Below are 25700 nucleotides of genomic sequence, written 5' to 3' on the forward strand. Positions count from 1 at the left end.
GTGCGGTACATGATGCGGCATATGACTCCGGCCGTTTGCCGCCCGGCGTCCCGCCGAGCATTCCGTTGCGGCGGCGCGTGGCGCTATGGTCCCCGTCGGTGGGTCGAGGTCCCTCGCCCCGCCGTGCCCTCGGGGGGAGGGAAGGAACCCAAACACGATGCCCGTACCCGTACCGCGGCAGAGAGCGATCCCGGCCGTGGAGTGTGGTCAGGCGCACGCCGCGTCCGCGCCCGGCGGACCGTCCGGAGAGGGGGCGGCCATGAACGCCTCGGCCCTGGCCCCTGCAGACAAGTCGAACACGCCCGGCCCGAACGGCGACCGCGCCACGGGCCCCGCGGGCCTGCCCGGCCCCGCCGCACAGCCCGGCGGACCCACCAACCTCACGGTCCTGCTCATCGAGGACGACCCGGCCGGCTCCCTCAACGTGCCCGAGCTGCTCGACTCCGCGGGCAAGCCGATCCGCGTCCGCACCGCCCGCAACCTCACCGAGGCACAGCGGCTGCTGACCGACGACGTCAACTGCATCCTGCTGGACCTGGCACTCCCGGCCCCGCCCCGTCCCGCCGACGCGGACCCCGAGGCGACCGACCGTCCCGAGGACGAACTCTCCGTCCTCAAGCACGTCCTGCAACTGGCCCCCCGCCACGCCGTTCTGGCCCTCACCGACTCCGGCGACACCGAACGCGGCACGGAGGCGGTACGGGTCGGAGCACAGGACTACCTCTTCCGGGACGAACTGGACGGCCGGCTCCTGAGCCGCGCGATCCGCTACGCGGTGGAACGCAAACGGTCGGACACGGCCGAACGCCGGCTCACCGAGTCCAAGCTGCGCGCCCAGGAGAACGCCCGCCTGGAGCGCGGCCTGCTGCCGACGCCTCTCCTGGAGGGTTCGTCACTGCGGTTCGCCGCCCGCTACCGGCCGGGCCGTTCCCGCGCCCTGCTCGGCGGGGACTTCTACGACACCGTCCGCACCCCCGACGGCACCGTGCACGTCATGATCGGTGACGTCTGCGGGCACGGCCCCGACGAGGCGGCGCTCGGCGTGGAGCTGCGGATCGCCTGGCGGGCGCTGACGTTCGCCGGGCTCTGCGGCGACGAGCTGCTGTCCACGCTGCAGCGCGTCCTGGAGCACGAACGCGAGAGCGACGAGATCTTCGCGACGCTCTGCACGGTCGACATCGCCCCCGACGGCCGCCGCGCGGGCCTCTGCCTCGCCGGCCACCCGGCACCGCTGATCGCGCGCTACGGCCTCGGCATCCGCCCCACCCCGCCGGCCGAGCTGCTGCCGTACGACAACGGCGGCCCCGCCCTCGGGTTGCTGCCGAACGCCCGCTGGCCGCGTACGCAGATCGAGCTGGGCGCCGCCTGGAGTCTGATGCTCTACACGGACGGCCTCATCGAGGGCCGGATCGGCCAGGGCAAGGAGCGGCTGGGTCAGGACGGCATGGTCGAGATGGTCCGCCGCCAGCTGGCCGAGGGGCTGCGCGGCGAGGATCTGCTGCGCGCGGCGGTGAACGAGGTCCGTGACCTCAACGGCGGCGAACTGACCGACGACGTGGCGGTCCTGCTGCTGGACCGGGAGCCCTGACCTCGCGGGAGGTCACCGGCCACCGTTGTACGGGCCGTACGGACCGTCACTGCTGGAGCCGCGGCGGCCGCCGCCCCCACCACCCGAGACCTGCTTGACGGCGGGCCGTACATCCACGATGTACACGATGCTGGCGATGACGCCGATGATCGGCAGGAACGACAGGATCGAGAACAGATAGCTCACGACGAGGGCGATCCCGAGGATGATCAGCCAGAAGACCTTGGTCTGCTTGTCCGCCGCGCGGAACGCGTCCTCACGCCGGAACGCGGCGTCGAAGAGCCCGAACGCGGCGAGAGCCATCAGGACGATCTTCAGAAGTCCCAGGAACCCCACGAAGCCCGTCATCAGCATGCCACCCACACCACCCGTTCTGTTCGCTCATCCGACTGCCGATCGCAGACCGCAGACCGGCTGTCCGGTGCCGAGGCCGAGGCCGACTCCTACGCGGCCACCGTACCCGTAGAACGGGCCGGCCACCCCAAAGGTGCCCGGCCCGTTCTCCATACCGCGAAGTACCGCGCGGGTACCTCCGAGATACCGCGCGGGTACCTCTCGCTCTGTCGCCGACCTCTCCGTCGGCTATGTCGCCCACCGGGCGGCGCAGCCCTGCCGCCTACTTCGCGGGCGGGGTGGTCTTCTTCGCGGCCGGCGCCTTGCGGACCGGAGCGGTCTTCTTCGGCGCGGCCTTCTTGGCGGCGGGAGCGGGCGCGGCCTGGGCCGGAACCGGCTTGGCGGCCGCGGGCTCGTCCTTGACCTCGACGGGCTTGGACTTGGGCTCGACGGCGATCGCCAGCTCCTCGATCTCCTCCGCGGCCTCGCCACGCCAGGTCTTCACGGCCTGCTCACCGTGCTCGGCGACCTTCTCGTACGTCTCCCGGGCCTTCACCGCGTACTCGGCGGCGACACCGACGCCGCGCAGCGCGAGGTCCTGAGCGGTCTCGCCGAACTTCTTCAGGTCGGTGTCGAGGGTGCCGATGAGCTCGGTGACCTTGGTCTGCAGGGTCTCCTGGGTCTCCTTGACCCGGGCGGTCGCCTTCTCCTGGACGACCTTCGGGTCCGTCTGGCGTACGGCGTCGATCCGGGCCGGCGCCTCGGCGCGCAGCTGCTCCACGATGCCGGGGACCTTCTTCGCCTTCTGCAGGGCGAGGTCGGCGGTGCCGGCGGCGAAGTAGAACGGGGTCGGGTCGGTGACGGCCTTGCGGATGTCGTCGGTGATGGCCATGGTGCTGGTCCTCCGGGTTGCTTGCAGCTGAGGGTGTGTGTGGTCGCGGTCCGCGGACGGGGACTCCGGCGTCGCAGCGGGCGGTGAGCCCACCGCAGTCGAGATCGTCGAGGTTGCCGAAGTCACCGACGTCGTCAACTCGCCGTCTGCCGTGGACCGGCATCGTCGCCGTCACCGGCCGCGCGCGGGCCGGGGCCGGTGACCGGGGATGCTTCGGGCTCCGTCTCCGTGCCGGGTCCGAGGCCGATGTCGATCTCGAATCCGTTCTCCTTGCGGAAGGACTCGTAGATCTGGAGCAGCACCTGCTTCTGCCGCTCGTTCAGCGTGGGGTCGGCAAGGATGACGGCGCGCGTCTCCACCTCGTCGCGATCCCGCTCGGCGTCGAGGATGCCGGCCCGCACGTACAGCGTCTCGGCGGAGATCCGCAGCGCCTTGGCGACCTGCTGCAACACCTCCGCGCTCGGCTTGCGCAGCCCGCGCTCGATCTGGCTCAGATACGGATTGGACACCCCGGCGGCGTCGGCGAGCTGCCTGAGCGACAGCTGCGCGTTTCGCCGCTGTTCACGCAGGTACTCACCGAGATTGCCGACGTTGAGCGATGCCATGCCTCCACCATGCCCCACCTCCGCTAACTATTGCAAGCACCCGCTTGCAAAAGTGCGCCACGCCACTCGCGACAGCTCGCGATGGGACCGGGCAAGGAGTCGTTGATGGTGCGCCGGTGCCGGCTGAGGTTCGCCCATCGGCGAGGCGCCCGCAGTGCCCGCCAAGCAGCATCGACCCTCACCAACGCAGATCTTCTGGGAATGGGCACGGGATGCCGCGCGGCTCCCGTGGGTTTCCGTGATTCTCGTGGGTTTCCATGGCTCCCGGCGCCTTCGCCGGACTCCCGTGGCTGGAAAGTTCGGGGCGCCCGGGCGGGATGGGGAAGCATGAGGCATGCGTCCGAACGACTGGCACCTCACCGCCGACGTCCACGATTTTCACGCCCGAGCCGGGGACTTTCTGCGTTCGCGCCCCGCCCTGCACACCATGCCGCTGACGGTGACCGAGAAGTACCGAACCGAAGGGGTGCCCTCGCGGGACGGCGCCACGGGCCCTGTTTTCGGCCGACTGGAGCGCGAGGGTGAGGTCCACGCGACCTTCATCCAGCGGACCCCCGCCGGCTCCGTGAGCGTCACCTCCCTCACCCACGAACAGGCCGACGCCCTCGCCGCCCGTCTGGCCGAGCTGCAGCACCCGGTCGGCGGCGTCGTCGGGGACCATGACGCGTCCACCGCGTTCGCCGAGGCGTGGCAGCGGCGGACGGGCGCGGAACCGGTGCCCGGTACGCGGCTCCATCTCTACCGTCTCGGCACGCTCACCCCGCCGGAGCCCTTCCCCGAGGGCCGGGGGCGGGCCGTGGGCGAGAAGGACCGGGAACAGCTCATCCGCTTCTGCCGCGAGTTCTGCGTCGACGTCGGCGAACAGTCCTCCATCGACCTCATCGACGCCGGCTCCTGGGCCGACTCACGCTTCGCCGACCGGCACTTCACGTTCTGGGAGACCCCGGACGGCACCCCCGCCTCGATGGCGGCCAGGACCTCGGTCGTCGGCGGGATGAGCCGGGTGGACCCCGTCTACACCCCGGCCCGCCTACGGGGCCGCGGTTACGCGGGCGCCGTGACGGTCGAGGCGAGCCGCGCCGCGCTGACCGAGGGCGCGAAGGAGGTCGTGCTGTTCACGGACCCCGGCAACCTCACCAGCAACGCCCTCTACCAACGGCTCGGTTACGTCCGGCTCACCGACTTCACCGTGTACGAGTTCCCTTCCCGGGCGGAGCAGACGGGCGGCCGGCACCAGGGGGCGGTGGACGGAGACCGCGCGGGCGGCAGACTGGGCTCATGACCACCGCCGCTCCGCACGCCAAGGCCGACCTCCGCTTCTATCTGCAGTCCGCCCGTGACGCCCTGTTGTGGAAACTCGACGGGCTGTCGGAGTACGACGTCCGACGTCCGCTGACGCCGACCGGCACCAACCTCCTGGGGCTCGTCAAGCACGCGGCCGGCGTCGAACTGGGCTACCTCGGCGACACCTTCGGGCGCCCCTCGGGCGAACCGCTGCCGTGGCTCGACAGCGACGCCGAGGCCAACGCGGACATGTGGGCCACCGCCGACGAGTCCCGCGCGGACGTCGTGGGGCTCTACCGGCGGGCCTGGGCGCACGCGGACGCGACGCTCGACGCGCTGCCGCTGGACACCGTCGGCAGGGTGCCGTGGTGGGCCGACGGCCCGCCTGGAACGCGCCGCCGAGGAGGCCGAGCGAAATGCCTGACCCGACCCGACGGGCAGGCCGTTCCTTTCCGGGTGCGCCGTCCCGCCCTCCCGGAACAGGCCGTAATTCCGGCTGAATACGCATTGCCCGGCACCGGCCCGCCCCCATATGGTTGCCGCATGACTGCCGGGTCGGCCTCGCGCCGTGAGTGGATTGGTTGCCCGGCCTCCGAGTGAGGCCGGGGCGGGCGAGAAGCCCGCCCGCTGAAGTCGCGCGCACCGAACACCGTTCTCCCTCGCACGAGTTCATCGAGTGCCTCCCTGGCACACCACTGATGCTTGTGATGCTCGCGGGTGCCTGTCGGCGGACGTCCCGTGTCCCCTCGGCGTCGCCCGGCGCCCCGCGGCGCTGCTTCACCTTCCTTGGTGTTTCTCGCTGTTCCTCGGCGGTCTCGGCATTTCTTCGGTGTCTCCCCCGTTCCACACCACCGCATCGCGCCTTCGGTGGACACCCCGTCACGCATTCACGCCGACGCGTATTCCGTCGGCGATTCACGGACGCGCGCGCTGCGGCAATCACCCCTGCCCGAATTCCGTGACAATCCCCGTCGCACGGCCATCAACGGAAAGCAGAAAATGCCCAACCCTTTCAATCAGCAGGTCATCGACGAGTTCCGCGCCCGCCACGGCGAGGTGGGCGGCTATTTCGAGGGCGCCCGGCTGATCCTCCTCACCACCACCGGCGCCCGGACAGGCAACCGGCACACCACTCCCCTCGGCTACCTCCCCGACGGAGACGGCACGATCCTGGTCATCGCGTCGGCCGGAGGCTCGCCCCGGCACCCCGACTGGTACCGGAACATCACGGCCGACCCCCGCGTCACCGTGGAGAGCGGGGCGTTCACCTACGAGGCCGAGGCCGTCGTCCTGGACGGTGAGGAGCGGGACCGGGCGTTCGCGCGGGCGGTCGAGGACGAGCCGGGGTGGGCCGAGTACCAGGCGAAGACGGACCGTACGATCCCGGTCGTCGCCCTGCGCGAGGTGCCCGTGGCCGGTCCCCCGAACATCAACGCCGGTTCCATGGGCGAGGCCATCAAGGTCGTCCATGACGCCTTCCGCCGCGAACTCGCGCTGATCAAGAAGGAGTTGACCGCGAGCAACGGCCGGCCCGGGCTCGGCGCCCAGCTCCGCGTCAACTGCCTCACCTTCTGCCAGGGCCTCCACAACCACCACACCGGCGAGGACATCGGACTCTTCCCCCACCTCTCCGACCGCCACCCCGAACTGGTCCCGGCCCTCACCCGACTCCACGAGGAGCACGAGCGGATCGCCGCGCTCTGCGAGGAACTGCGCCGGGCCGTGACGGCCGAGAACGCCGCCCCCGAAGCCGTACTCCCCGAGGTGGAGCGCCTCATCGCCGAACTCGAAGCCCACCTCACCTACGAGGAGGAGCAGCTGATCCCGGTACTGGACGCCATCGCGGTACCGACAGCTCCCTGAACAGCCGGTGAGCGGCGCGCGAGCCCCCTGGGGGGAGGGAGAACGGGCTCGCGCCCGCGCCGCTCACCGGCACCGCTCACCGTAGCCACGCCCTCGCGCGCCAAGGTGCCGGTACGGTCATGACTCCGCCGCCTTCCGGTAACACGATCACACGGAACGCTCACCAGGGCAGCGGCCACGCGTGCACCACGTCCAGCCGGGACACGGCACGCGTGAGCACGACGTACAGCCGGTGCAGTCCTCGCCCCTCCGCCGCCACGATCGCGGCCGGCTCGACGACCACGACATGGTCGTACTCCAGCCCCTTCGCCTCCCCGGCCCCCAACACCGCTACACGCACACCGAGTTCACCCGGTCCGCCCGTGGCGATCCCGGCCTCGCCGAGGGCCTCCCGCAGCCGTACGACCTCGGGGCCGTCGGCCGCGACGACCCCGATGGACCCCTCACGCGCGAGCGCGTCCCGCACGGCGGCGACGGTCTCGGACGCGGTTCCGGGGAGGGCCCTGGAGAGAGCCCTGGGAACCGCCCCACCCGTGCCCCCGGCCTCAGCCGCGACCTCCACCCTCCTGATCCGCAGCTCCCCGTCCCTCCTCAGGGACCGGGCGGCGGGTACCTCCACTCCCAGGCGTCCCAGCAGCCCGTTCGCCAGCCCTACGACGGCCTGCGGCACCCGGAACCCGGTGGTGAGCGGGACGATGTGGGCCTCCGGCTTGCCCAGGTGGGCGAGGAGTCCGGGCCAGTCGCGGGCGGCCCAGGGGGTCGTCCCCTGGGCCAGGTCGCCGAGGACGGTCACCGAGCCGTAGGCCGCCCGGCGGGCGATCGCGCGGCACTCCATCGGGGAGAGGTCCTGGGCCTCGTCGACGACGACATGGCCGTAGCCTTCCGGATGGGCGATCAGCCCCGCGACCTCGTCGAGGAGGACGAGATCGGCGGCCGACCAGCGGGCCGACCGCCACGTACGCGGAGGCTTCGCCCAGAGGACGGCCGTCCGTTCACCCGCGTCGAGCAACCCCTGCGCGGCGACGGCCAGCGCGTCCGGGCCCCCGAGCAGCCCGGCCACCACCTCCTCCGGCCGCACCTTCGGCCACACGGCGTCGACGTACGCGCCGACCGGTCGCGACCGCGAGATCCGGTACACCCACGCGTTCGGGCGGGGCCCCGCCCGCCGCTCCGCCTGCACCTGCAGCAGCCGCACGACCCGGGCCCGGACGCGCTCCCGCCCGACGCCGTAGGGCAGGTCCTGCGCCCGCACGTCCGCCACGATCCGCCGCAGTTCGTCCCCGGACACCCGCCAGCGGTACGCCCCCTCCGCCAGGACGAGGGGGTGGAAGCGCGCGCTGTCGCCCGCGACCCTCGCGTACAGGGCCCGGCGGAGCACCTCCGCCATGCGGGCGTCGTGTTTCACGATCGCCGCGCGCTCATCGTCCTCCGCCGTGACCGGGTGCCGGGCGATCTCGTCCGTGACCGTCGACTGGCGCACCCCCGTCTCGCCCAGCGCCGGCAGCACCTCCGCGATGTAGGCGAGGAAGGTGCGGTTGGGGCCGAGGATCAGCAGTCCGCCGCGGCGGATGCGCTGGGGGTACGTGTAGAGGAGGTACGCGGCACGGTGCAGCCCGACGGCCGTCTTGCCGGTGCCCGGGGCACCTTGGACGCAGACGGAGGTGCCGAGGTCGGCGCGTACCAGGTCGTCCTGCTCCGGCTGGATGGTGGCGGCGATGTCCCGCATGGGGCCGAGGCGGGGCCGCTCGATCTCGGCGGCGAGCAGGCTGCCGGGGTGGACGGCGGGCTCGTCGTGTGCGGGGCCGCCGCGGTCCAGGCACTCGTCCTCCCACCCCGTGAGGTCGGCCGAGTCGCCCCGGCTGCCCGGCGCCCACCCGAAGCGGCGGCGGACGGCGACACCCCGAGGATCACGGGAACTCGCCTGGTAGAAGGCCCGCGACACCGGCGCCCGCCAGTCGACGACGAGCGGCGGCAGGGCCGGGGCCTCGCTGATCCGCAGCCGTCCGACGTGGTAGCTCTGCCCGGCGTGGTCGGCGTCCGTGTGCGCGTCGAAGTCGAGCCGCCCGAAGAACAACGGCCCCTCGGGCAGCTCCCGCATCTCCTTGGCCCGGCTGCGCAGCCGGTACCCGAGCACTTCGGCGTCCGCTCCCGACGCGGAGACGTCCTCCCCGACGACGACCTGCTCCCCGGCGCCTTCGACCATGGCGGCGAGGGCGGCGCGGCATTTGTCGTGGTACGCGCGCTCAAGGGCGAGCGTGCGGCGGAGGCCGGGGTCGACGGCGGGTTCGAGAGACGTCATTCCACCGAGCGTACCGAAATAACGTAACCGAGTTAAATTCTTTACCGAGACTCAGAAGGGGCCGGAGTGTCGACGCCTCAGCCCTCAACCCCCGCGACCCCCAGCGGCAACGCCTCCTCCAGCCGCCCGAACACCCGCTCGGCGGCGGCGACGGCGTCCCGTTCGACCTCCTCCACGGGCTCCCCCCGCTCGATCCGCCGCCGGTTCTCCTCCGCGAGCACCCGCCGTACGGCCACGATCTGCCCGGCGGCGACCCGCGCGTCGAGACCGCCGCCGAGCACCTCGGCGAGCGCGGCCTCGGCCCGGTCCAGATGGCCGTACGCCCGCGCGACCAGCGACGGCGTCCCGTAGAGCAGCCGGTGGAACGCGAGCACCCGCGGATGGTCGTTCAGCCCGGTCACCGGGTCCCGCTGCGCCAGCCCCGCCAGAAAATGCGCCCGCACGGCCGCCACCACCGACTCGCCCTCGGCCCGCCCGGCGACCACCCGCGCCGTCTCCTCCTCGTGATCGGCGATCCGGTGGAGCACGAGGTCCTCCTTGGCCGGGAAGTACCGGAACAGCGTCGGCTTGGAGATCTCCGCGGCGGCGGCCACCTCGGCCACGGACACGGCGTCGAACCCCTTCTCCAGGAACAACCCGATCGCGACCTCGGACACACGCTCGTACATCCGCTGCTTCTTGCGCTCACGCAGACCGGTCTCACTCATACGGTCGAGCCTACGCAGGCCGAGTCCTGCTCACGGACTTGCGAGGACCTGCTCCCGGGACTCCCCCGCCCCGGAGCCCGGTCGTCCGTTTCGTGGCTCAGCTCGTCCTGCCGGGTCCCACGTCGAGGCGGGGCAGTGCCTGGGCGAGATAGGGGTTGGTCGGCTTGACCCCGAGTCCGAGGGACGCGGTCGCCGAGGCCAGGGTCATGGCGTAGGTGTCGACCGCCCGACGGACGTTGGGGGCGTCGAGGCTGTCACCGGTGACCAGCCGGTCCAGGTCCACGTAGGCGGAGCGGACGGTTTCGATCCACCGGTACACACGCCAGTCGTCCGGCCATCCCTTGGTGCAGTCCTCCGGCAGCGTCCGGGCCCAGCGGGTGAACAGCCGGTCGCGGATGTCGGGGAGCGTCGGGGTCAGGTGTATGTGACGGACCAGGTCGTAGAGCGGGTCGCCCACCATCGCCATCTCCCAGTCGATGAGGGTCAACCCGGTACCGCGGCCTCGGCGCACGAGGTTCCAGGGGTTGAGGTCGCCGTGCAGCAGGACGGACCGGCGCGGGGTCACCATGTGCCGGTCGAGAAGTTCGCCCAGGCGGCGGATGTTTCCGGGCAGTCCCAGCTCCCTCGCGAGCGCCAGCGTCTCCTTGGGAAGCTCGTCGACCATGCGCAGCAGTTCGGTGCGCAGCCCCTGCCAGAAGTCATGGCCGAGGGTGTCCGAACCCAGCTCCTCACAGTCCACCCGGGTCAGCTCGTTGAGCTGGTCGACGAGATCGTCGGCCTCGTGCGGCAACAGACCCTCGGCCGGATGGTCCGGGTGCCGGATCTCGCCCTCCGGACCCTCGTACGTGTGGATGGTGAACCGGTCGCTCAGGCTCGGGTGGCTGTCACCCAGGGCCAGCACCCTCGGGGCGCGCACGTTCACCCCGGACCTCTCGATCGCGATCAGGACGGCGTGCTCGTTCAGGAACCGCCTCTCCCGGGGGTTGGCCGCTCCGACCTTCCGTCGCACCATGACCGGGAAGGGGATGCCCCGGACCTGCACAGCCGTACTGAGATGGGCAGTCCCCTTGAACACATGGTGCGCCGATGCGGCACCCTCCGCGAACAGCGCGTCCCTCACGGCCCAGGCAGGAAACTTCGGGTGCAGCCGCACCCGCTTGTCGGCCCGCCAGGGGATGGACTGCACCCGCCTGTCACGAATGTGCTGCTTGCCGTTGGACACGTACCAGCTCACGAGAATCCGCTCGATGGCTCTGCGGTCCGGCACGTTCTTGAGCCGCAGGGGCTCCTCGGCCACCAGCAGCGCCCGGTGCACGGCCTGGGTCGCGGCATCAACGTCCCGCTGGTCGAGGTGCCCGCCGAGCGAGGTGACCGCGCGCATCACATCGGGGTAGACGGACTGAGCCTGTTCGAACGCGACGTAGTGCCGCAGATCCCGCTCGACCCCGTTGACCGCCTTGCTGCGCCGCTGCTCCATGGCCGCGCGCCACGCGTCCGTCACTTCGACCCACTGCTCCCGCGGGTAGGCCGTCCGCACCAGGTGGGTGGCGAGGTCGTGCACCGGGTCACCGTAGGTCGCCAGTTCCCAGTCGACGCAGATCAGCGGCGGGTCACCGTGGTAGGAGAAGATCACGTTGTCACGGTGCAGATCCGTGTGGAGCAGGCCGAAGGGACGGCTGACCATCGCCGGCACACGCTCCGCGAACCGCACCATCGCGTCGTCGGGAATGCCGAGCGAGGCGAACAGCCCGCCGAACCTGCTCCAGTTGGGCTGCCTGATCTGCTCCTCGGTCGCGAGCGCCAGCGTCCTGAGAAAAGCCCGGCTGTCCCGGCTGGTCCGGGGCCAGGACTGCGGCAGCGGCGGCAGGTCCTTCCTCTTCACCTGCGTCATGTCGGCCAGCAGGCCGACGAGAGCGGAGATCAGGTGGGGCTCCAACGGTTTGCCGCTGCGGCAGATGGTGGAGAGCGGCACACCCTGCACATAGCTCAGGACCGTGACGTCCCCGTGTTTGACCAGGCACTGCGGAACATGAGGCAGCTCACCACGGATCGACCTGAGGACCTCCGACTCGTCCTGCCAGGTCCGGATCACGACGGGCAGCGCGTCGCGCATTCTCTGCCGGACCGTGACCCGGTCATGACCCGCCAGCGCCGGCAGTCCGGCGCTGATCTCCTCCGACGGCCGCACGACGTAGTTCAGGTTGTGGTGGCCCCGGCTGGGCTCCCCCTCGGCCCTCGCATACGCCACGAGGCTGTCGAAGGCGTCGTCCGGCTCCGTCCGCGGAGCGGAAGACCCGGGCACTGGCGAACGGCCCAAAGGTCACTCCTGAAAGGTTGTGCATCGCGGTGTGCATGCGCCGCGAGATGAGTGGGCACACTGTAGTGCTCCGCGCTCAGGCAGCTTGACCAAGTCGCGAAATCGGCGCGAGAGCGTGACGCCCGCCGTAGGGGCCCAGCGCACGCATCCGCCCCCGCCGCCCGCGCTAGGAGGTCGAGGCGAGCCGTTTCCAGCAGGAGTCGAACCAGGTCTGCATGCTCTCCATGAACACCGACCCGGTGGAGTTGGGGTCTCCCTCGTCGTTGACGTGCCGGGTCAGGGTCGATCCCAGACCGAGCACGTCCAGGGCGTCGATCTCCGTCCCGTCGTCGAGCAGGATGGGGCGCTCCACCACCTCGTACGGGCCGAAAAGCGCCTCCACGCCCCTGCGCAGATAGAGCTTGAAGGTGGGGACCAGCGGGACGAACCGCACCTCCACCTCGACGGACGGCACCAGGCCCTCCGTCTGCAGGTCCTGCAGCGCCACGCGCAACGAGGTCGTGTGACGTCGGGTGATCTCCCGGAGCCGCTCCTGTATCTGGTCCTGCAACCGGTCCAATTGGCCTGCCTCGCCCAACTCGGCGACGGGGTGCATGGCCCGGGGGTACGGCAGCTCCACCGTTCCGTCGGGCTGCAGCATCCGCAGCTCGATGCGCTGCGGGGGAGCGAGCCCGCCGGTCCGGATGTGTTCGGCCTGCAGCCGGACATGCGCGTCCAGACTCTCCGACGTCAGGGTGAAGACGTCCAGCTTCACCACGGGTTGCGCGAAGGCCCGGCTGACGAACGGCCCCAGCGCGGCACGCAGCCTGGGCGCCGCCTGGGGCTCCCGCCCCGAGTGGATGGGACTCTTCACCACCTTCGAGTGGCTGCCCTGGAGGGACTCGATCCAGCCCTCGCTCTTCAGCTCGCGCAGCACCCGTTGCACGGTGTCACGCGAGACGCTGAACTCGTCGGCGAGTTCACGCTGGGGCGGCAGGTTGCTGTCCAGGGCGTACCTGCCGTCGGCGATACGGGCGCGCAGCTCCTCCAGAAGGGAGTTGAACCGCCTCCCGCCGCCGTCTGCACGTCCTGCGCTCACACCGCGACCGTACCTCTCCTGCGCGTGGCGCAAACCGTCTTCAGTCACATTGGCGGGCGAGTTGACTGCTCGGGTTGACTGGCCGCTCGTAACAAAATTGGCAGGCCCGTTAAGGGATCAACCAGTCAGGGCACATCCAATCCAAGTCAACCAGGCCAATTGGAACGGTTGTTGATGGATCATCACGGATAAATGGGGGGCTGGTTCCCATGGCGTTCATGCAACTGCTGTTGACCGTGACGGTACTCGGCATGGAGCAACTGTTCAGAACCCGGTACGGAGCGCTGGGGGTCACGTTCCTCGTGCTGTTCGGCATCGGCGTCAGAACCCGCAACACCACGTTCCTGTCCGCCGGAGCCGTGGTCTTCCTGCTGCTGATGGCTCAGGCCTGAGACCGCAGCACACGCAGCACGGGCTGCAGCGACCGCACGACGACCTCGGCGCCCGCGTCCCTCAGCAGCTTCTCCTTCCGGTCGCTTCGCACGTAGCCGAGGAACGGTACTCCGGCCCGCGCGGCCGCGACGCGGTCCGTGGGGGTGTCACCGATCATCAGGGCCGTGGAGGGAGCGGCTCCCAGCGCGTTCAGAGCCCGGTTCAGGCAGTGCGGGTCCGGCTTCAGCAGATCGAGATCGCCGGTGCGCCCGTACAGGTGCGGGACGAAGCACTCGGCGAGGCCCCGGCCGGCCAGGTAACTCGACACGGTGCGTGCCGAGTTGTTGCTGGCCACCGCCAGCCGGCCGCCCTTCGCGAACCAGGTGCGTATGAGCGGATCGGCGTACGCCGTGGGCATGGCGGAAGGGACCGCCTTGAGTTCCTGCCCGGTGAGCCGCTCCTCCAGCTCCGTCACCAGGTCGCTGCGCGGATGCCTTCTGTTGACCGCGTACAGCACGACCATCGGGTCGGAGTGGACCCGCTCCTCGTCGGTGAGCAGCCCGCTCAGTCCCTGCCCCTCCAGCCAGTTCACCAGATCCCTCGCGACCTGCTCCGCCGTGTGCCCGGCGAAGAGTCGACAGATGGGTCCGTCGAAGTCGAAGAGAACGTGACGAACCGGGGTGATCAGCGCTCGCAGGAGCTCTGTCTCTGCCGTCACCGGTTCGGTCTGCGTCGTATCAGGAGTCACTAGGAGAGTGTCAGGTCCGTCGTGATGGTTTCCCAGAGGGCGTCGAACCACTGCTGGGACTGATCGACGAAGGCCGCGTCGCGGGGGCCCGTCTCCTTCGCGAAGGAGAAGAGGAGGGACTGGGTGCCGAAGGCGTCGTACATCTGCAGAGGGCCGTCCGCCATCTGCTCCTCGCGCTGCAGAAGCATGTAGTAGGCGATCAGGGCCTCCTGGCCGTTGAGGAGGTACAGCTTCACGGGCGGGGTGAACGGCAGCGCGCGGAAGGAGACGCGGACGTCGAGCTGGTGGGACGTGCGCAGGGCCAGGAGGTTGTGGCGCAGGACGCGGATCTGGGCGTTGCGCTGGTCGAGCCAGCGCTTGTGGACCGGGTCCTCGTCGTCCGTCCCCCGCCCCTCCACCGGTACCGGGAACGCCAGGTTGATCTTCCGGGAGGGCAGGAGGATGCGTACGTCGATGGACTCGGGACGGATCGACCCCTCGTGGATGCGGCGGACCGGCTCACCGAGGGCCAGCATCAGGGTCTCGGCGGTGAGGCAGGCCGCGTCGATCCGGACGTGCGGCGCGGAGAAGGCCGCGGCGAGGCGGGGGCCGAGGCCCACCATCGTCGGCTGAGGCTCGTCCCCGGGGTGGACGGTCTCGGCGACCCTGGGCGGGCTCCCCTTGCTCACGTTGCTCAGCAGCCCGTCCTCCTGGAGGGCGCGCAGCGCCTGACGGACGGTGCCGCGCTCCACGCCGAACTCCTCCGCCAGTTCGGCCTGGGTGGGCAGGCGCTCACCGGGCCTGAGTGCGCCGCCGCGGATGCGCTCCCGCAGGGTGTCGGCGATCTCCTGGGACGAGAGCTTTCTGCTGCCGTTCACTGCAACGTTCTCCTGAGTCACGACCAAACGGTACAACTCTCATCCATCTTTGGGGAGTTCACCGCAAGGTGGTTATAAACCTTGACCAAATGGGAACCATTTAAACCAAGTTGGTTGCCAACTTGGTTAAGTTGGCAGGGCTTCTGATTCTCACCGGCCCCTTGGTCACCGCCGCACCACCGCCACACCGCCGCCGCATCGCCGCACGGCACCCAGCCCCTCGGAGGAGGTACCACCATGCCCGCTGCCATCGCCCTCGCCTCCGCCCTCGTCGTCGTCGCCCTCCAGCGCTTCGTCGAGTGGCGCTACGGCACCATGGGAGCCGTCGGCCTGTTGTTCCTCACCGTCGGGCTGAAGGCGAACAACCACACGTGCAGCTCGATCGGCGCGGTCATCCTGGCCCTGATGTTCGCCGGACCCGCGATGTGAGACAGCCAGCGGTGGTCGTGAGCTCGTGCGCTCGCCGGCCCGTCAGCTCGTGAGCAGCAGGTCCGAGCTGATCGTCTCCCACAGCGCGTTGAACCACAGGCCGGACTGTTCGACGAAGGCCGTGTCCCGCGGAGCGGCGGCCGGGCCCCGCTCGAACGCGAACAGCGTCGACTGGGTGCCCTCGGCGTCGTACATCTCCAGCTGCTCACTGTCCACTTCCGCCTCCTTCCGCTGGACCGTGTAGTACGCGAACAGCGCCTCCCGGCCGTTGAGGAGGTACAGCTTCACGGGCGGGGTGAAGGGCAGCGCGCGGAAGGAGACATGGACGTCGATGTGGTGCGTGGACCGCAGGGCCAGCAGGTTGTGCCTGAGCACCTGCCCCTGGGCGTTGCGGTGGGCCAGCCAGCGGCGCTGCAGCCGGCCGTCGACCTTGGCGTCGACCGGGGCCGGGAAGGCCAGCGGGATGTCCCGGCTGGGCAGCATCACCCGGACATCGACCCTGGCCGGATTCAATCGCCCCGCGTGAATCTCGCGCAACGACTCACCCACGGCGAGCGTGAGGGACACGGAGGTCAGGCACAGGGCGTCGATGCGCACGTGCGGGGCCGCGAAGGCCGCGGAGACACGCGGGGCGAGCTCCACCATCGTGGGCCGCGGGGCCGCCTCCGGCCCGCCGACGGCCGCCGTCCCCGAGCGTGGGGCGACGGTCGCCGGACTGCCCTTGGAAACATTGGTGAGCAGGTGTTCGGACTGCAGGATGCGCAGGGCCTGCCGGACGGCTCCGCGCTCCACGCCGAACTCGTCGGCCAGCTTGGCCTGGGTGGGCATGCGCTGACCCGGTCGCAGCTCGCCGGACCTGATCCGGCCGCGCAACACGTCGGCCACCTCGCGATGTGACCTCTGGGGCCGCTGTGACGACTTCCGTCCATCGACGGCCGTGCGTTCCCGCTCCACGAACAAACACTACAACTTCTCGCCATCTTTGTGCAGTTCGTGGGAAGGTGGTTATGAGACGACTCCAAGCGGAGATAAGTAAGGAAGAGTTGGTCGCCAACTTTCACAACATGGTTGAACCTGCTGACTGTTGGTGACACCGAGACCGACCGATCGACCTCCCCTCCGGAGGGGAGCCGGGAGCCCGACCGGTCCGCACAGCCACAACTGAATGGATCAGCCACAACTGAATGCGCAGCCACAATCACAACTGAACAGCTACGGATTCCGCACCCATCACGAAAGGTCAGAAGATGTCCGGGCACCATGGGCGCCTGGACGTCCGCAGCAGGGCGTCGGCTACGGAGGCGGCGCCCTTCCGCTGTTCCCGCACCCGGCCGAGCGCGGCGAGCCGTACGGCCGACTCGTCGCCCAGCCACAGCGCCGCCAGGTCGGAGGCGTCCAGCACCAGCTCTCCGTCCTCGCTCGTCGGGACGCACCTCGCCCCGTCGGGGCCCGCGTCCAGCCGGTAGCGCCCGTCCGCGAAGCCGCCCGCGTCGACGATCTCCAGCACCAGCGTCCCGGTCCCCGCGTACGTACGCGCCTCCAGCGCCCGTACGACGTCCAGGATCCGCACCCACAGCCAGTCCGCCTGGGTGGTGACGCTCACGGCGCGCGGGTCGGGGAAGAAGTGCGGCAGCAGGTCGTCGGGGGCCCGCCAGCCCGACTTGACCTTGGTGATCCAGTCGATCGAGCAGAGGTAGTGCCACAGGGCGCGCTCGGCGGCCGGGGTCGTCGCGATCAGCCAGTTGACGTCGGCCGTGTTCTGCGGCTGCTTCATCTGCCAGCTGTCGTCGGCCTCGTAGGAGACGAGGCCCTCGATCTCACCGGCGGCCGAGCGGTACACGGCGTAGAACGGATCGGTCCAGGAGGAACCGGTCCGCAGGTCACCGGTGTTGACGCGCCACCAGCGCTCGTCGCGGCTCACCGCGCCGGGCAGGGCGTGGCGGAGACGGTCGTGGAGGGCGGGGCCGAGCGCGCGTACGGCCGCGCCGTCGACGAGGTCGACCCGGCCGCCGTCCGCCGGGCCCGACCAGCGGGGGTCCAGGCCGGTGCGGGGCACGTCGACGGTGTACTCGGTGGTCCAGGTGGCGGGGCCGAAGCCGTAGCGGCCGTAGATCGGGTACTCGGCGGCGATCAGGGTGGCGACGACGTCGCCCCGCTCCTTCGCGGCGGTGAGGTCCTGGGCCATCATCCGGGTGAGGAGGCCGCGGCGGCGGTGGGTGGGGCTGACCGTGACGTTCGAGATGGCGTCGGCGGGGACGGTCCGGCCGCCGACGACCGTGAGTTCCTGCGGGAACGAGCGGAACGTCGCGACCACCTGCGCGGTGTCGGCGGGGGCGAGCGGCGTGTGGGCGCGGGACGCGTCGAACGCGGCGAGGGTCCGGGACGGGTCGATGTGGGACGAGCGGTCCTTGAGCTCCTGCTCGGAGAGGGACTCCGGGGGGCGGAGGAAGCCGGTGTTCAGGGCGTTCAGCCAGGCCGGGATCTCGTCCTCGGTGACGGGGCGTACGGCTATGTCGCGGGAGGAGCTCATGGGGCCACGCTAGGGGTCGCTCCGCGGTGTGTCTCGGGTTTTTTCCCGCCCCCGCCTCCCTGCCCGCCTCCCCTGCCCGCCCCTCCGCCCGTTCCTCCCCCGGGGGCTGCGCCCCTTCGACCCCCGTGCGCGGGTCCGGTGGGGCTTCTCGCACAGTTCCCCGCGCCCCTGCGAGGGCGCGGGGTCCGGCGGTCAGGTGAGCAGGTCGTCCACCTGGGCCTCGCCCTCCCGGTAGCGGCGGGCGATCTCCGCGCTGCAGTCGTCGGCGGTGCGCTGCAGACGCTGGCGGCGGCCGGAGATCTGCCGCTCGTGGTGGACGAGTCGGGCGCGCCCGGCGGTGAGTTCGTCGTCGGTGCGGGCCCGGAGGTCGGAGAGTTCGACCTCGTCGAGCAGCTCGGCGGCGAGCCGACGGTACTCCTCGCCGTACGGCGTGCCCACGGTGACGTGCCGGGCCGAGGAGCGGTGCCGGGCCGGGGTGTCCGTGAGGATCGCCGAGAGACGGTCCACGAGCGCCGTCGGCTCGTCGGCGGCCGCGGGCTCCGTCGCGCCGCCCCGGCGGGCCAGCTCGGCGCGCAGGATGTCGATCCGGCCCTGGAGCAACCGCCGCAGATAGCTGAGGTCGGCCTCGTCCCGCTGGGCGTCCCGGCGCAGCGCGCGCAGTTCGGGCAGCCGCAGCCGGGACAGATCGTGCTCGGCCGGGTCCGGCGGCGGCAGCGGTCCGCTGTCCGTGCGCTGGACCGGTGGCCGGCGGATACCGGGGCCGGGCCCCGGGGTCGTACGGGTAAACGTCGCAGTCCCCGGGGGCTGCCCGGTACTCGATGTGCTCATGCGCCTCAACCGTCCCCTCGACCGGTGTGTGTGAGCATGGTGCCACTCTCGGTGGCCGCTTTGTGACCGAGTCCCCGCGATCCACCCCAGATGGGCGGTAATGGATCAATAAGAAAGACCGGGCAAAGCACCCTTCAAACCCCGGTGATCACAAACCCCCCGCACGAGGGACCCCCTCACACACGGTTGATGGACGTCGGCGGCATGATGGTCGGCATGCGAGCGGTGGTGCAGAGGGTCGACGGCGCGAGTGTCGTCGTCGACGGTGAGACGGTCGGCGAGATCCAGGGCGAGGGGCTGTGCGTCCTCGTCGGGGTGACGCACGACGACACCGAGGAGAAGGCGGCGCAGCTGGCCCGCAAACTGTGGTCCCTGCGGATGCTGCGCGACGAGAAGTCGTGCAGCGACGTGGACGCGCCGTTGCTGGTGATCAGCCAGTTCACGCTGTACGGCGACGCGCGCAAGGGGCGCCGGCCCACCTGGAACGCGGCGGCGCCCGGCGACATCGCCGAGCCGCTGGTGGAGGAGGTCGTCGCCCGGTTGCGGGCGTTGGGGGCGACGGTGGCCACGGGGCGGTTCGGGGCGAGCATGCGGGTCGGACTGACGAACGACGGCCCGTTCACGGTGCTGCTGGAGATGTAGGACGCCCGTCCGAGGAGCCCTCTCCTACGGCTCGACCACCGTCTCCTGCGCCGCGGCCGTCGTGTCCGCCATCAGCCTCGCGTCCACCGGCACGTTGCGCTTGATGAGCGCGAGGGCCACCGGGCCCAGTTCGTGGTGGCGTACGGACGTCGTGACGAAGCCGAGCTTGCGGCCTTCGGGGCCGTCCTCGGCGAGGCGGAGTTCCGCGCCGCGGGGCGGGAGGTGGACCTCGCTGCCGTCGAGGTGGAGGAAGACCAGGCGGCGCGGGGGCTTGCCGAGGTTCTGCACCCGGGCGACGGTCTCCTGGCCCCGGTAGCAGCCCTTCTGCAGATGCACCGCCGTACCGATCCAGCCCAGCTCGTGCGGGATCGTGCGGTGGTCGGTCTCGAAGCCGAGGCGGGGGCGGTGGTGCTCGACCCGCAGCGCCTCGTACGCCAGCAGACCCACCGCCGGGCCCGCCTGCTCCGCGAACGACTCCAGGCCGGCGCGCGGCAGGAACAGATCACGGCCGTACGGCGTCTCACGGACGACCGTGTCCTCGGGGATCTGCGTGATCGAACCGGCCGGGAGGTGGACGACCGCGATGTCGTCCGTCCGGTCGGCCACGTCGACCCGGTAGAAGAACTTCATCGACTCCAGGTACGCGAGCAGCGTCTCCTGGGTGCCGGGCTCGACATGGGCCCAGACGGTGGTGCCGTCGTCGACCAGGTACAGCGCGTGCTCGATGTGGCCGTTGGCGGAGAGGATCAGCGCCTCGGTGGCCTCACCCGTGGGGAGGTCGCTGACGTGCTGGGTGAGGAGCAGGTGCAGCCAGCTGAGCCGGTCCTCCCCGGACACGGTGATCACGCCCCGGTGGGAGAGATCGACGAATCCGGTGCCGTCGGCGAGGGTGCGCTGTTCGCGGAACAGGTCGCCGTAGTGCGCGGCGACACCTTCGTCCACCCCCTCGGCGGGGACGGCGCCGGGCAGGGACAGCAGAGGGCTTTTCATACGCCAAGCCTACGACTTGGCAGGTGCGGCCTTGAGTGTGCAGCTCTCGCAGCGGCCGAAGATCGCGAAGTGCTTCATGTCGGTGTCGAACCCGAAGGTCTCGCGCAGCTTCGCCGTGAAGTCCTGCGCCACCGACACATCGGCCTCGATGACGTTCTCGCAGTCCCGGCAGACCAGATGGATGTGGTGGTGCCGGTCGGCCAGGTGGTACGTCGGCGCCCCGTGCCCCAGATGGGCATGGCTGACCAGCCCCAGCTCCTCCAGGAGCTCCAGGGTCCGGTAGACGGTGGAGATGTTGACCCCCGACGCCGTCTTCCGTACTTCCACGAGGATGTCGTCGGGGGTCGCGTGCTCCAGGGTGTCCACGGCTTCGAGCACGAGTTGCCGCTGCGGCGTCAGCCGGTAGCCGCGCTGCCTGAGGTCACTCTTCCAGTCGGTGCTCACCACGGGTCCAGTCTAGGGCGGGCCGGGCGGGGTCAGGGGGTCCGCCGACAGGACACCGTTCAGCAAGGCGTCGGCGAGCACGGCGCGGTACGCACGGGTGGCGCGGGTGATCTCCGAATACACCTGGATCTTGTCGTCGAGCGCGGCGAGCGTCGCGCCGATCGCCTCCTGCTCGGCGAGCGGTGGCAGGACGACGGGCAGCTCCCCCAGAGTGCGGAGGCTCAGCGAGGGGATCACCGAACCGGCCGTCCGGGTCCGGATCCAGTCCTGTGCCGTGGTCGCGCTCAGATAGGCGGCGAGGTACGCGGCTCCGACGAGTCCCGTCTCGGGCAGCCTGAGCCGCACCAGGTTGGGGTGGAACAGCCAACCCGTGTGTTCCTCGGTGACCAGTGCACACGGCCCCACCGTGCCGGTGCGGGTGAGGAGGATGTCCCCTTCGGCGAGTTCGTACTTCGCCAGTGTCCGCGCCCGGTCCCACGGAATCGCGGGTACGTCCCAGGGTTCTCCGGTGACGATCCTCAGGCCCCGAAGGTCGCGTGGCAGTACGACGGGGACGCCACCGTCGGCCCGGGTGAGGTCCTTGTCCTCAGGACGCCGACTCGGCCCAGCCTGGGCTGAGGCCCACAGGTCTTTCAACAAGCGGGTCGGCCAGCTGCTCGCCGGCGGAGACTCCTCGGTCCGTCGGTCCGTCACAGTCCGTACCTCCCGAGCCACCGGGCTGCCTCGGCCTCGGCCGCGTCCGCCCGAGCGCGCAGGGCGGCGATCTCGTCGGTCAGCCCGGCTAGCCGCCCCCGGATCTCCTCCGGACCGGCCGTGCGGGCGGCGGAGCCCGGCTTTGGAGGTCGGACGTACCGCACGGGATCCAGGCTGTGGCCGTGCTCCACGATGTCCGCCACCGGCACGGCCCGGCTCAGGCCCCGGGTGCCCTCGAAGGCAGTCCCGGCCGCGTCTGCTCGGTACCAGGACACGTACTCCCCCACCAGCCGGGCGATGTCGTCGTCGGACAGGGCCCACTGGGTCCGGGTGACCTGGTGTCCGAGGTGCTCGCCGACCACGAACAGCACGTCGGGGTCGGGGGTTCCACCGGAGCCGGGGGCGCGCAGGAACCAGATCTGCGTCTTGACGGCCGTGAGCGTGAAGAGCCCGGCAGGCAGCGCGATCACACACTCCACGGCCCCGGCCGCCACAAGCCCTCCGCGTACCGCCTCGGCGGCCCCGGTGTTGAACGAGGCTCCGGCCGGCATCAGTACGGCGGCCCGGCCATCGGGTGCGAGCCGTGCGACGGCGTACTGGAGCCAGTCGTACTCGGTCCGGCGGGCGGGGCCGTACGTCCAGTACGGGGGTGGGGCCACGTCCTCCGGGAGGCGGCCGAAGGGAGGGTTGGTGAGGAGCACGTCGAATTCGCCCCGAAGGCCGAGGGGATCGAGCGCCGGGGTGACGGGCCCCTCGCCGAGCTGCGCCCTGAGCCCGTGGTGGACCCGCAGGCTCCACTCCGCCACCTGGCGCTCCATGTTCCCGGGCACCTGGCCGGCGACCCGAGGCGGTTCGGCGCCGCCGTGTGCGGCGACGGCGTGCAGGTAGGCGACGAGCAGTTCGCCGGTGCGGGCGTACGGATCTTCCACGTACACCGCCCCGGGCCGAAGGGCAGCCAGGGCTTCGGCCATGACCCGACTCACGGAAGGCGGGGTGAGAAAGGCGCCGCCCTCCCGTGCGTACGCGGCACGCCAGAGTGTCAGGACGTGGTCGAACGCCTCGCGGGCTTCCTGCTCGGACCCGCTGGGGGTGCGCTCCAGCGTGCCGGACAGCTCGGTCAGCAGAGGGCGCGGAAAATCCTTTGCCGGGAAGTCGTACGCGTCGTCCGCCGTGGCGAAGGCGTCCACGACCTTGGCCAGGCCCTCGGCCCCCTCCACCACCCGGACCATGACGAGGTACAGCAGGAAGTGGAGATACCGGTCCAGCGGCATCGGCCCCCGCATCCGGTCCGCATCCGGTCCCGCGAGCCGCTCGACCGCGCGGAGCAGACCGCCGGCCGTCCCGCCGGGCAGGCCCGCACGAAACCGGTCACCGTAGGTCGTACCTGTCGGCTCGTCGGGAAGCAGGGCGTTCGCGGGGATGGTCCGGGAAGCCAGCCATGCCAGCACCTCGTCGGCGCGGAACAGCTCGGGGTCTCCGCCGACCGGAGCGGGATACTCCGGGTAGCGCCGTTCCCAGTTGGTGACGGCGGGACGTTTCACCCCCGCGAGGCGCGCGATCTCTGGCCGGGACAGCAACACACCCGACATCGCCGCCGCGCCGGGCGAGGGCGCACCGGAGCCGGTCGTCATGGCGCCTCTCCTTCCGTCGAGCCGATCCTTCACAACATCAGTTCGTCCCTACGTCAGAACCGAGGCGGCCGGGTTCCGCCCAGGACGGCCACCCGGTCGGTGAGCACGTCCGGGAACCGGTCCATGGCCTGCGCCTCCTTGGCGAATTCGGGACTGAGGTGGCCGAGCACGCGGTAAAGGGTGCCATGGTCGGCCGCGAGGTGCCGATGATGGACCGGCTCGTGGTGCATGACCCGGTTGCGGAGCAGCACCAGTGAGGTCAGGTCGCGGTACAGGTCGTCACGACGTCCGCCGTAGTGCGGGAACGCGGAGTGCAGCACCGGCACCCAGAAGTGCCGGTCGTAGCCGGAGCTGAGCAGCGACACCCAGAAGCCCAGGGTCAGTTCGGCCACGACGTCGTCCGGCGTCGTACGTCGCAGGCGACGCCCACACGAGCGGCTGGCACTGTCCACAAGCCGACGACTACGCTCGTTCAAGGGCGCGGCCTCCCACCAGTCCGGTCGACCGTGATGTCGTACGAGCGCGCTGTGCAGGGCGTTGCGCAAAGCCAGCTCCAGGCAGTGCAGGGGGCCGACCAGCGCGGCCGACGCCTCGACGTTCCACCAGTACAGTCGCTCGGCCGCCCGCGCGTCACCGTGCGCGGCGCGGATATAGCGGCGCAGGCGCGGCAGGGACAGGTCCCGGGCCATCCACTCGGGTAGACGATTACTCATGGTTCCCCCGCCCTGACGCTTCCGTGGAGGCGTCGTGCTAACGTGGTAGACGAATGTTCTGGGCTCGCCTCTGCATCGCACGCCACCCAGGGCACAGCCTCCGGAGCCCCGGTCGCAGGCAAGTTGCGACCGGGGCTCCGCGCATTCACGAAACCCGCGAAGACATCCGCCACTGTAGTCTTGACGCACTCAGGCTGCAAGCGCATTGCCATGCTATCCATTCTGTTAACCACCGCAGCGGTGAACCACCCACGGACGACGTCGCCCCCTGCCACTGGACAGGGGGCGAGCGGGGTTCCGCCGGAGGGGCGGGAGCGCCCTACTTGAAGAACGCGATGCCGTCGTCCGGCATGTCGTCCGGGAGGGCCTTCGCCCAGCGTTCGACGTCCTCGGGGGTGACGACCTTCTTCAGGTGCGCGGACATGTAGGGGCGCAGCTCCACGTCAGGCGTCGCCTTCTCGCCGACCCACATCAGGTCGCTGTGCACATAGCCGTACAGCCGCTTGCCGCCGCTGTAGGGTCCCGAGGCCGCCGTTCGCGCGACGGCGTCCGTGACCACGTCGATCTGCGGCTTCTGCTTGGCCAGCTCGCCGTACCAGACCTCGACGACGCCGTCGTCACGGGTCATGACGATCTCGACCTTGCGGTCGGCGTCGATGCGCCAGAATCCGGACTCGGTCTCCAGCGGACGGACCTTGTTGCCGTCCTTGTCGAGCACCCAGGTGCGGGAGTGGTACTCCAGGAAGTCCCGGCCGTCGTGGGAGAAGGTGACCTCCTGGCCGAAGTTGCACTTCTCCGCACCGGGGAAGTCGTGGACACCCGCGCCCGCCCAGTCGCCGAGCAGAAAGGCGAGGGGGACGAGGTCCTTGTGCAGGTCGGACGGGATCTCGATCATCGGTTCTTCCTAGCAGTGGGTCAGCGCTGGCCCTGGTACAGCTTCTTCACGGTCAGACCGGCGAAGGCGAGCACGCCGACGGCGACCAGGACCAGCAGGATTTCGAAGAAGAGTTCCACGGGGTGCTCCTCGGATGAGCGGGGTTCGGTACTGCACAAGGCCGGACCCCAGCTTACGCGGCCGGGGTCAGGGGTTCGCCGCGAGGTCGACCTTCACCGCTCGGCCGCGACGATGATCCGGCCCGGACTAGCATGCGGCCATGGCGAAGAAGCTCGTGATCAAGGTGACGGCTGGTGCGGACGCTCCCGAGCGGTGCTCGCAGGCCTTCACGGTGGCGGCGGTGGCCGTCGCCAGCGGTGTCGAGGTGTCCCTGTGGCTGACCGGCGAGTCCGCGTGGTTCGCGCTGCCGGGCCGGGCCGCCGAGTTCGAGCTGCCGCACGCCGCGCCGCTCCCCGACCTTCTCGACTCGGTCCTCGCGGGCGGCCGGCTCACCCTGTGCACGCAGTGCGCCGCCCGTCGTGACATCACCGAGAAGGACGTCATCGACGGCGTCCGGATCGCGGGGGCGCAGGTCTTCGTGCAGGAGGCGATGGCGGACGACGCCCAGGCGCTCGTCTACTGAGCGCCGGAGACGGTCGGCGGGCCTAGGGCCGTCTCCTGCCGTCCAGCTCGTCCCACCACTCGTCGGACTTGGGGTCGCCGGAGGGGTCGTCCCACCAACGGTCGTCGGGGCCGCGCCGGTTGGCGACGACGGCGGCCAGCGGCGGGATGACCATGGCGACCACGCACATGCCGACCGCGACCGGGACCGACCAGAGGCGTACGACGCCCCAGGCCAGGACGAAAAGCGCGAGGCACGTGCCCATCATGGCGAAGTAGGCGTGGCGTCGGCGGGCGTACATGTCTCCAGCGTAGGCCCGCGCACGGCCGAGGGCCGTACCCCCGGTCGTACACCGGGGGTA

The 25700-nt window shown here is 70.7% G+C and carries 27 protein-coding genes; 8 read left to right on the forward strand and 19 right to left on the reverse strand.

Annotated features, from left to right (window positions below):
• Positions 1 to 157: 157 nt before the first annotated feature.
• Positions 158 to 1588: a PP2C family protein-serine/threonine phosphatase gene (locus ACFU5F_RS31315; protein ID WP_383894477.1), complete on the forward strand. Its 1431-nt coding sequence runs from the start codon at positions 158 to 160 to the stop codon at positions 1586 to 1588.
• A 12-nt stretch (positions 1589 to 1600) separates the two neighbouring features.
• Here ACFU5F_RS31315 and ACFU5F_RS31320 read toward each other — a convergent pair whose 3' ends face one another.
• The 3 genes from ACFU5F_RS31320 to ACFU5F_RS31330 all read right to left on the reverse strand — a co-directional run bounded on the left by ACFU5F_RS31320 (position 1601) and on the right by ACFU5F_RS31330 (position 3418).
• Entirely contained in the window at positions 1601 to 1942 is a 342-nt protein-coding gene (locus ACFU5F_RS31320) for a DUF2516 family protein (protein WP_383894479.1), read from the reverse strand.
• 262 nt (positions 1943 to 2204) lie between these two features.
• Positions 2205 to 2813 carry a hypothetical protein gene (locus tag ACFU5F_RS31325; RefSeq protein ID WP_383894482.1) on the reverse strand — a complete coding sequence of 203 codons (609 nt, stop codon included), beginning with the start codon at positions 2811 to 2813 and terminating at the stop codon, positions 2205 to 2207.
• A 134-nt stretch (positions 2814 to 2947) separates the two neighbouring features.
• Positions 2948 to 3418 carry a helix-turn-helix domain-containing protein gene (locus tag ACFU5F_RS31330; RefSeq protein WP_383894485.1) on the reverse strand — a complete coding sequence of 157 codons (471 nt, stop codon included), beginning with the start codon at positions 3416 to 3418 and terminating at the stop codon, positions 2948 to 2950.
• Between the two features lie 334 nt (positions 3419 to 3752).
• Here ACFU5F_RS31330 and ACFU5F_RS31335 point away from each other — a divergent pair, with 334 nt between their 5' ends.
• The 3 genes from ACFU5F_RS31335 (at position 3753) to ACFU5F_RS31345 (ending at position 6565) form a co-directional block, all read left to right on the forward strand.
• On the forward strand, positions 3753 to 4700 hold the full coding sequence (locus ACFU5F_RS31335; protein ID WP_383894488.1) for a GNAT family N-acetyltransferase: 948 nt from the start codon (positions 3753 to 3755) through the stop codon (positions 4698 to 4700).
• Entirely contained in the window at positions 4697 to 5302 is a 606-nt protein-coding gene (locus ACFU5F_RS31340; protein WP_383894491.1) for a DinB family protein, read from the forward strand. Before ACFU5F_RS31335 ends, ACFU5F_RS31340 begins: the two co-directional genes overlap by 4 nt.
• Positions 5303 to 5701: 399 nt before the next feature.
• Positions 5702 to 6565: a nitroreductase/quinone reductase family protein gene (locus ACFU5F_RS31345; RefSeq protein WP_383894494.1), complete on the forward strand. Its 864-nt coding sequence runs from the start codon at positions 5702 to 5704 to the stop codon at positions 6563 to 6565.
• Between the two features lie 160 nt (positions 6566 to 6725).
• Here ACFU5F_RS31345 and ACFU5F_RS31350 read toward each other — a convergent pair whose 3' ends face one another.
• The 4 genes from ACFU5F_RS31350 to ACFU5F_RS31365 form a co-directional block, all read right to left on the reverse strand.
• The gene (locus ACFU5F_RS31350; protein ID WP_383894497.1) at positions 6726 to 8864 is read right to left on the reverse strand and encodes a HelD family protein; all 2139 of its coding nucleotides are present in this window, start codon (positions 8862 to 8864) and stop codon (positions 6726 to 6728) included.
• A 77-nt stretch (positions 8865 to 8941) separates the two neighbouring features.
• Positions 8942 to 9571, reverse strand: coding sequence for a TetR family transcriptional regulator (locus ACFU5F_RS31355; protein ID WP_383894500.1), 630 nt, complete (start codon positions 9569 to 9571; stop codon positions 8942 to 8944).
• Positions 9572 to 9668: 97 nt separating this feature from the next.
• Positions 9669 to 11873, reverse strand: coding sequence for a phosphotransferase (locus ACFU5F_RS31360; protein WP_383894502.1), 2205 nt, complete (start codon positions 11871 to 11873; stop codon positions 9669 to 9671).
• Between the two features lie 181 nt (positions 11874 to 12054).
• Entirely contained in the window at positions 12055 to 12966 is a 912-nt protein-coding gene (locus tag ACFU5F_RS31365) for a winged helix-turn-helix domain-containing protein (RefSeq protein ID WP_383894505.1), read from the reverse strand.
• A gap of 218 nt (positions 12967 to 13184) precedes the next feature.
• On the opposite strand from ACFU5F_RS31365, the gene ACFU5F_RS31370 reads away from it, so the two are divergent.
• Entirely contained in the window at positions 13185 to 13358 is a 174-nt protein-coding gene (locus ACFU5F_RS31370) for a hypothetical protein (RefSeq protein ID WP_383894508.1), read from the forward strand.
• On the opposite strand, the gene ACFU5F_RS31375 is transcribed toward ACFU5F_RS31370, so the two are convergent.
• Positions 13349 to 14086, reverse strand: coding sequence for an HAD family hydrolase (locus tag ACFU5F_RS31375; RefSeq protein WP_383894511.1), 738 nt, complete (start codon positions 14084 to 14086; stop codon positions 13349 to 13351). The genes ACFU5F_RS31370 and ACFU5F_RS31375 overlap by 10 nt on opposite strands.
• A complete protein-coding gene (locus ACFU5F_RS31380; protein WP_383894513.1) occupies positions 14086 to 14943 on the reverse strand; it encodes a GntR family transcriptional regulator in 858 nt (285 codons plus the stop codon). The genes ACFU5F_RS31375 and ACFU5F_RS31380 overlap by 1 nt, the downstream gene beginning before the upstream one ends.
• A gap of 237 nt (positions 14944 to 15180) precedes the next feature.
• On the opposite strand from ACFU5F_RS31380, the gene ACFU5F_RS31385 reads away from it, so the two are divergent.
• A complete protein-coding gene (locus ACFU5F_RS31385) occupies positions 15181 to 15372 on the forward strand; it encodes a hypothetical protein (RefSeq protein WP_383894515.1) in 192 nt (63 codons plus the stop codon).
• Positions 15373 to 15414: 42 nt separating this feature from the next.
• Here the strand turns inward: ACFU5F_RS31385 and ACFU5F_RS31390 are convergent, their stop codons facing one another.
• The 3 genes from ACFU5F_RS31390 to ACFU5F_RS31400 form a co-directional block, all read right to left on the reverse strand.
• Positions 15415 to 16332, reverse strand: a complete 918-nt coding sequence (locus ACFU5F_RS31390; RefSeq protein ID WP_383894517.1) for a winged helix-turn-helix domain-containing protein — start codon at positions 16330 to 16332, stop codon at positions 15415 to 15417.
• 280 nt (positions 16333 to 16612) lie between these two features.
• Positions 16613 to 17902: a GNAT family N-acetyltransferase gene (locus ACFU5F_RS31395; protein WP_383894520.1), complete on the reverse strand. Its 1290-nt coding sequence runs from the start codon at positions 17900 to 17902 to the stop codon at positions 16613 to 16615.
• A 192-nt stretch (positions 17903 to 18094) separates the two neighbouring features.
• Positions 18095 to 18730, reverse strand: coding sequence for an AmfC protein (locus tag ACFU5F_RS31400; protein ID WP_383894522.1), 636 nt, complete (start codon positions 18728 to 18730; stop codon positions 18095 to 18097).
• 216 nt (positions 18731 to 18946) lie between these two features.
• Here ACFU5F_RS31400 and dtd point away from each other — a divergent pair, with 216 nt between their 5' ends.
• On the forward strand, positions 18947 to 19372 hold the full coding sequence (gene dtd / locus ACFU5F_RS31405; protein ID WP_383894546.1) for a D-aminoacyl-tRNA deacylase: 426 nt from the start codon (positions 18947 to 18949) through the stop codon (positions 19370 to 19372).
• Positions 19373 to 19396: 24 nt separating this feature from the next.
• Here dtd and ACFU5F_RS31410 read toward each other — a convergent pair whose 3' ends face one another.
• The 6 genes from ACFU5F_RS31410 to ACFU5F_RS31435 form a co-directional block, all read right to left on the reverse strand.
• Positions 19397 to 20362, reverse strand: coding sequence for a YgfZ/GcvT domain-containing protein (locus ACFU5F_RS31410; protein ID WP_383894525.1), 966 nt, complete (start codon positions 20360 to 20362; stop codon positions 19397 to 19399).
• Positions 20363 to 20371: 9 nt separating this feature from the next.
• On the reverse strand, positions 20372 to 20809 hold the full coding sequence (locus tag ACFU5F_RS31415) for a Fur family transcriptional regulator (protein WP_383894528.1): 438 nt from the start codon (positions 20807 to 20809) through the stop codon (positions 20372 to 20374).
• Between the two features lie 9 nt (positions 20810 to 20818).
• The gene (locus ACFU5F_RS31420; protein WP_383894530.1) at positions 20819 to 21499 is read right to left on the reverse strand and encodes a restriction endonuclease subunit S; all 681 of its coding nucleotides are present in this window, start codon (positions 21497 to 21499) and stop codon (positions 20819 to 20821) included.
• Positions 21496 to 23130 carry an N-6 DNA methylase gene (locus ACFU5F_RS31425; RefSeq protein WP_383894532.1) on the reverse strand — a complete coding sequence of 545 codons (1635 nt, stop codon included), beginning with the start codon at positions 23128 to 23130 and terminating at the stop codon, positions 21496 to 21498. Before ACFU5F_RS31425 ends, ACFU5F_RS31420 begins: the two co-directional genes overlap by 4 nt.
• 53 nt (positions 23131 to 23183) lie before the next feature.
• A complete protein-coding gene (locus ACFU5F_RS31430) occupies positions 23184 to 23843 on the reverse strand; it encodes a hypothetical protein (RefSeq protein WP_383894535.1) in 660 nt (219 codons plus the stop codon).
• Between the two features lie 319 nt (positions 23844 to 24162).
• Positions 24163 to 24738 carry an FABP family protein gene (locus ACFU5F_RS31435; RefSeq protein ID WP_383894538.1) on the reverse strand — a complete coding sequence of 192 codons (576 nt, stop codon included), beginning with the start codon at positions 24736 to 24738 and terminating at the stop codon, positions 24163 to 24165.
• 259 nt (positions 24739 to 24997) lie between these two features.
• On the opposite strand from ACFU5F_RS31435, the gene ACFU5F_RS31440 reads away from it, so the two are divergent.
• Positions 24998 to 25360: a DsrE family protein gene (locus ACFU5F_RS31440; RefSeq protein WP_383894540.1), complete on the forward strand. Its 363-nt coding sequence runs from the start codon at positions 24998 to 25000 to the stop codon at positions 25358 to 25360.
• A 22-nt stretch (positions 25361 to 25382) separates the two neighbouring features.
• Here ACFU5F_RS31440 and ACFU5F_RS31445 read toward each other — a convergent pair whose 3' ends face one another.
• Entirely contained in the window at positions 25383 to 25640 is a 258-nt protein-coding gene (locus ACFU5F_RS31445) for a DUF3099 domain-containing protein (RefSeq protein WP_383894548.1), read from the reverse strand.
• Positions 25641 to 25700 lie beyond the last annotated feature (60 nt).

This window comes from Streptomyces sp. NPDC057438 (assembly GCF_042802995.1).
GTDB lineage: Bacteria > Actinomycetota > Actinomycetes > Streptomycetales > Streptomycetaceae > Streptomyces.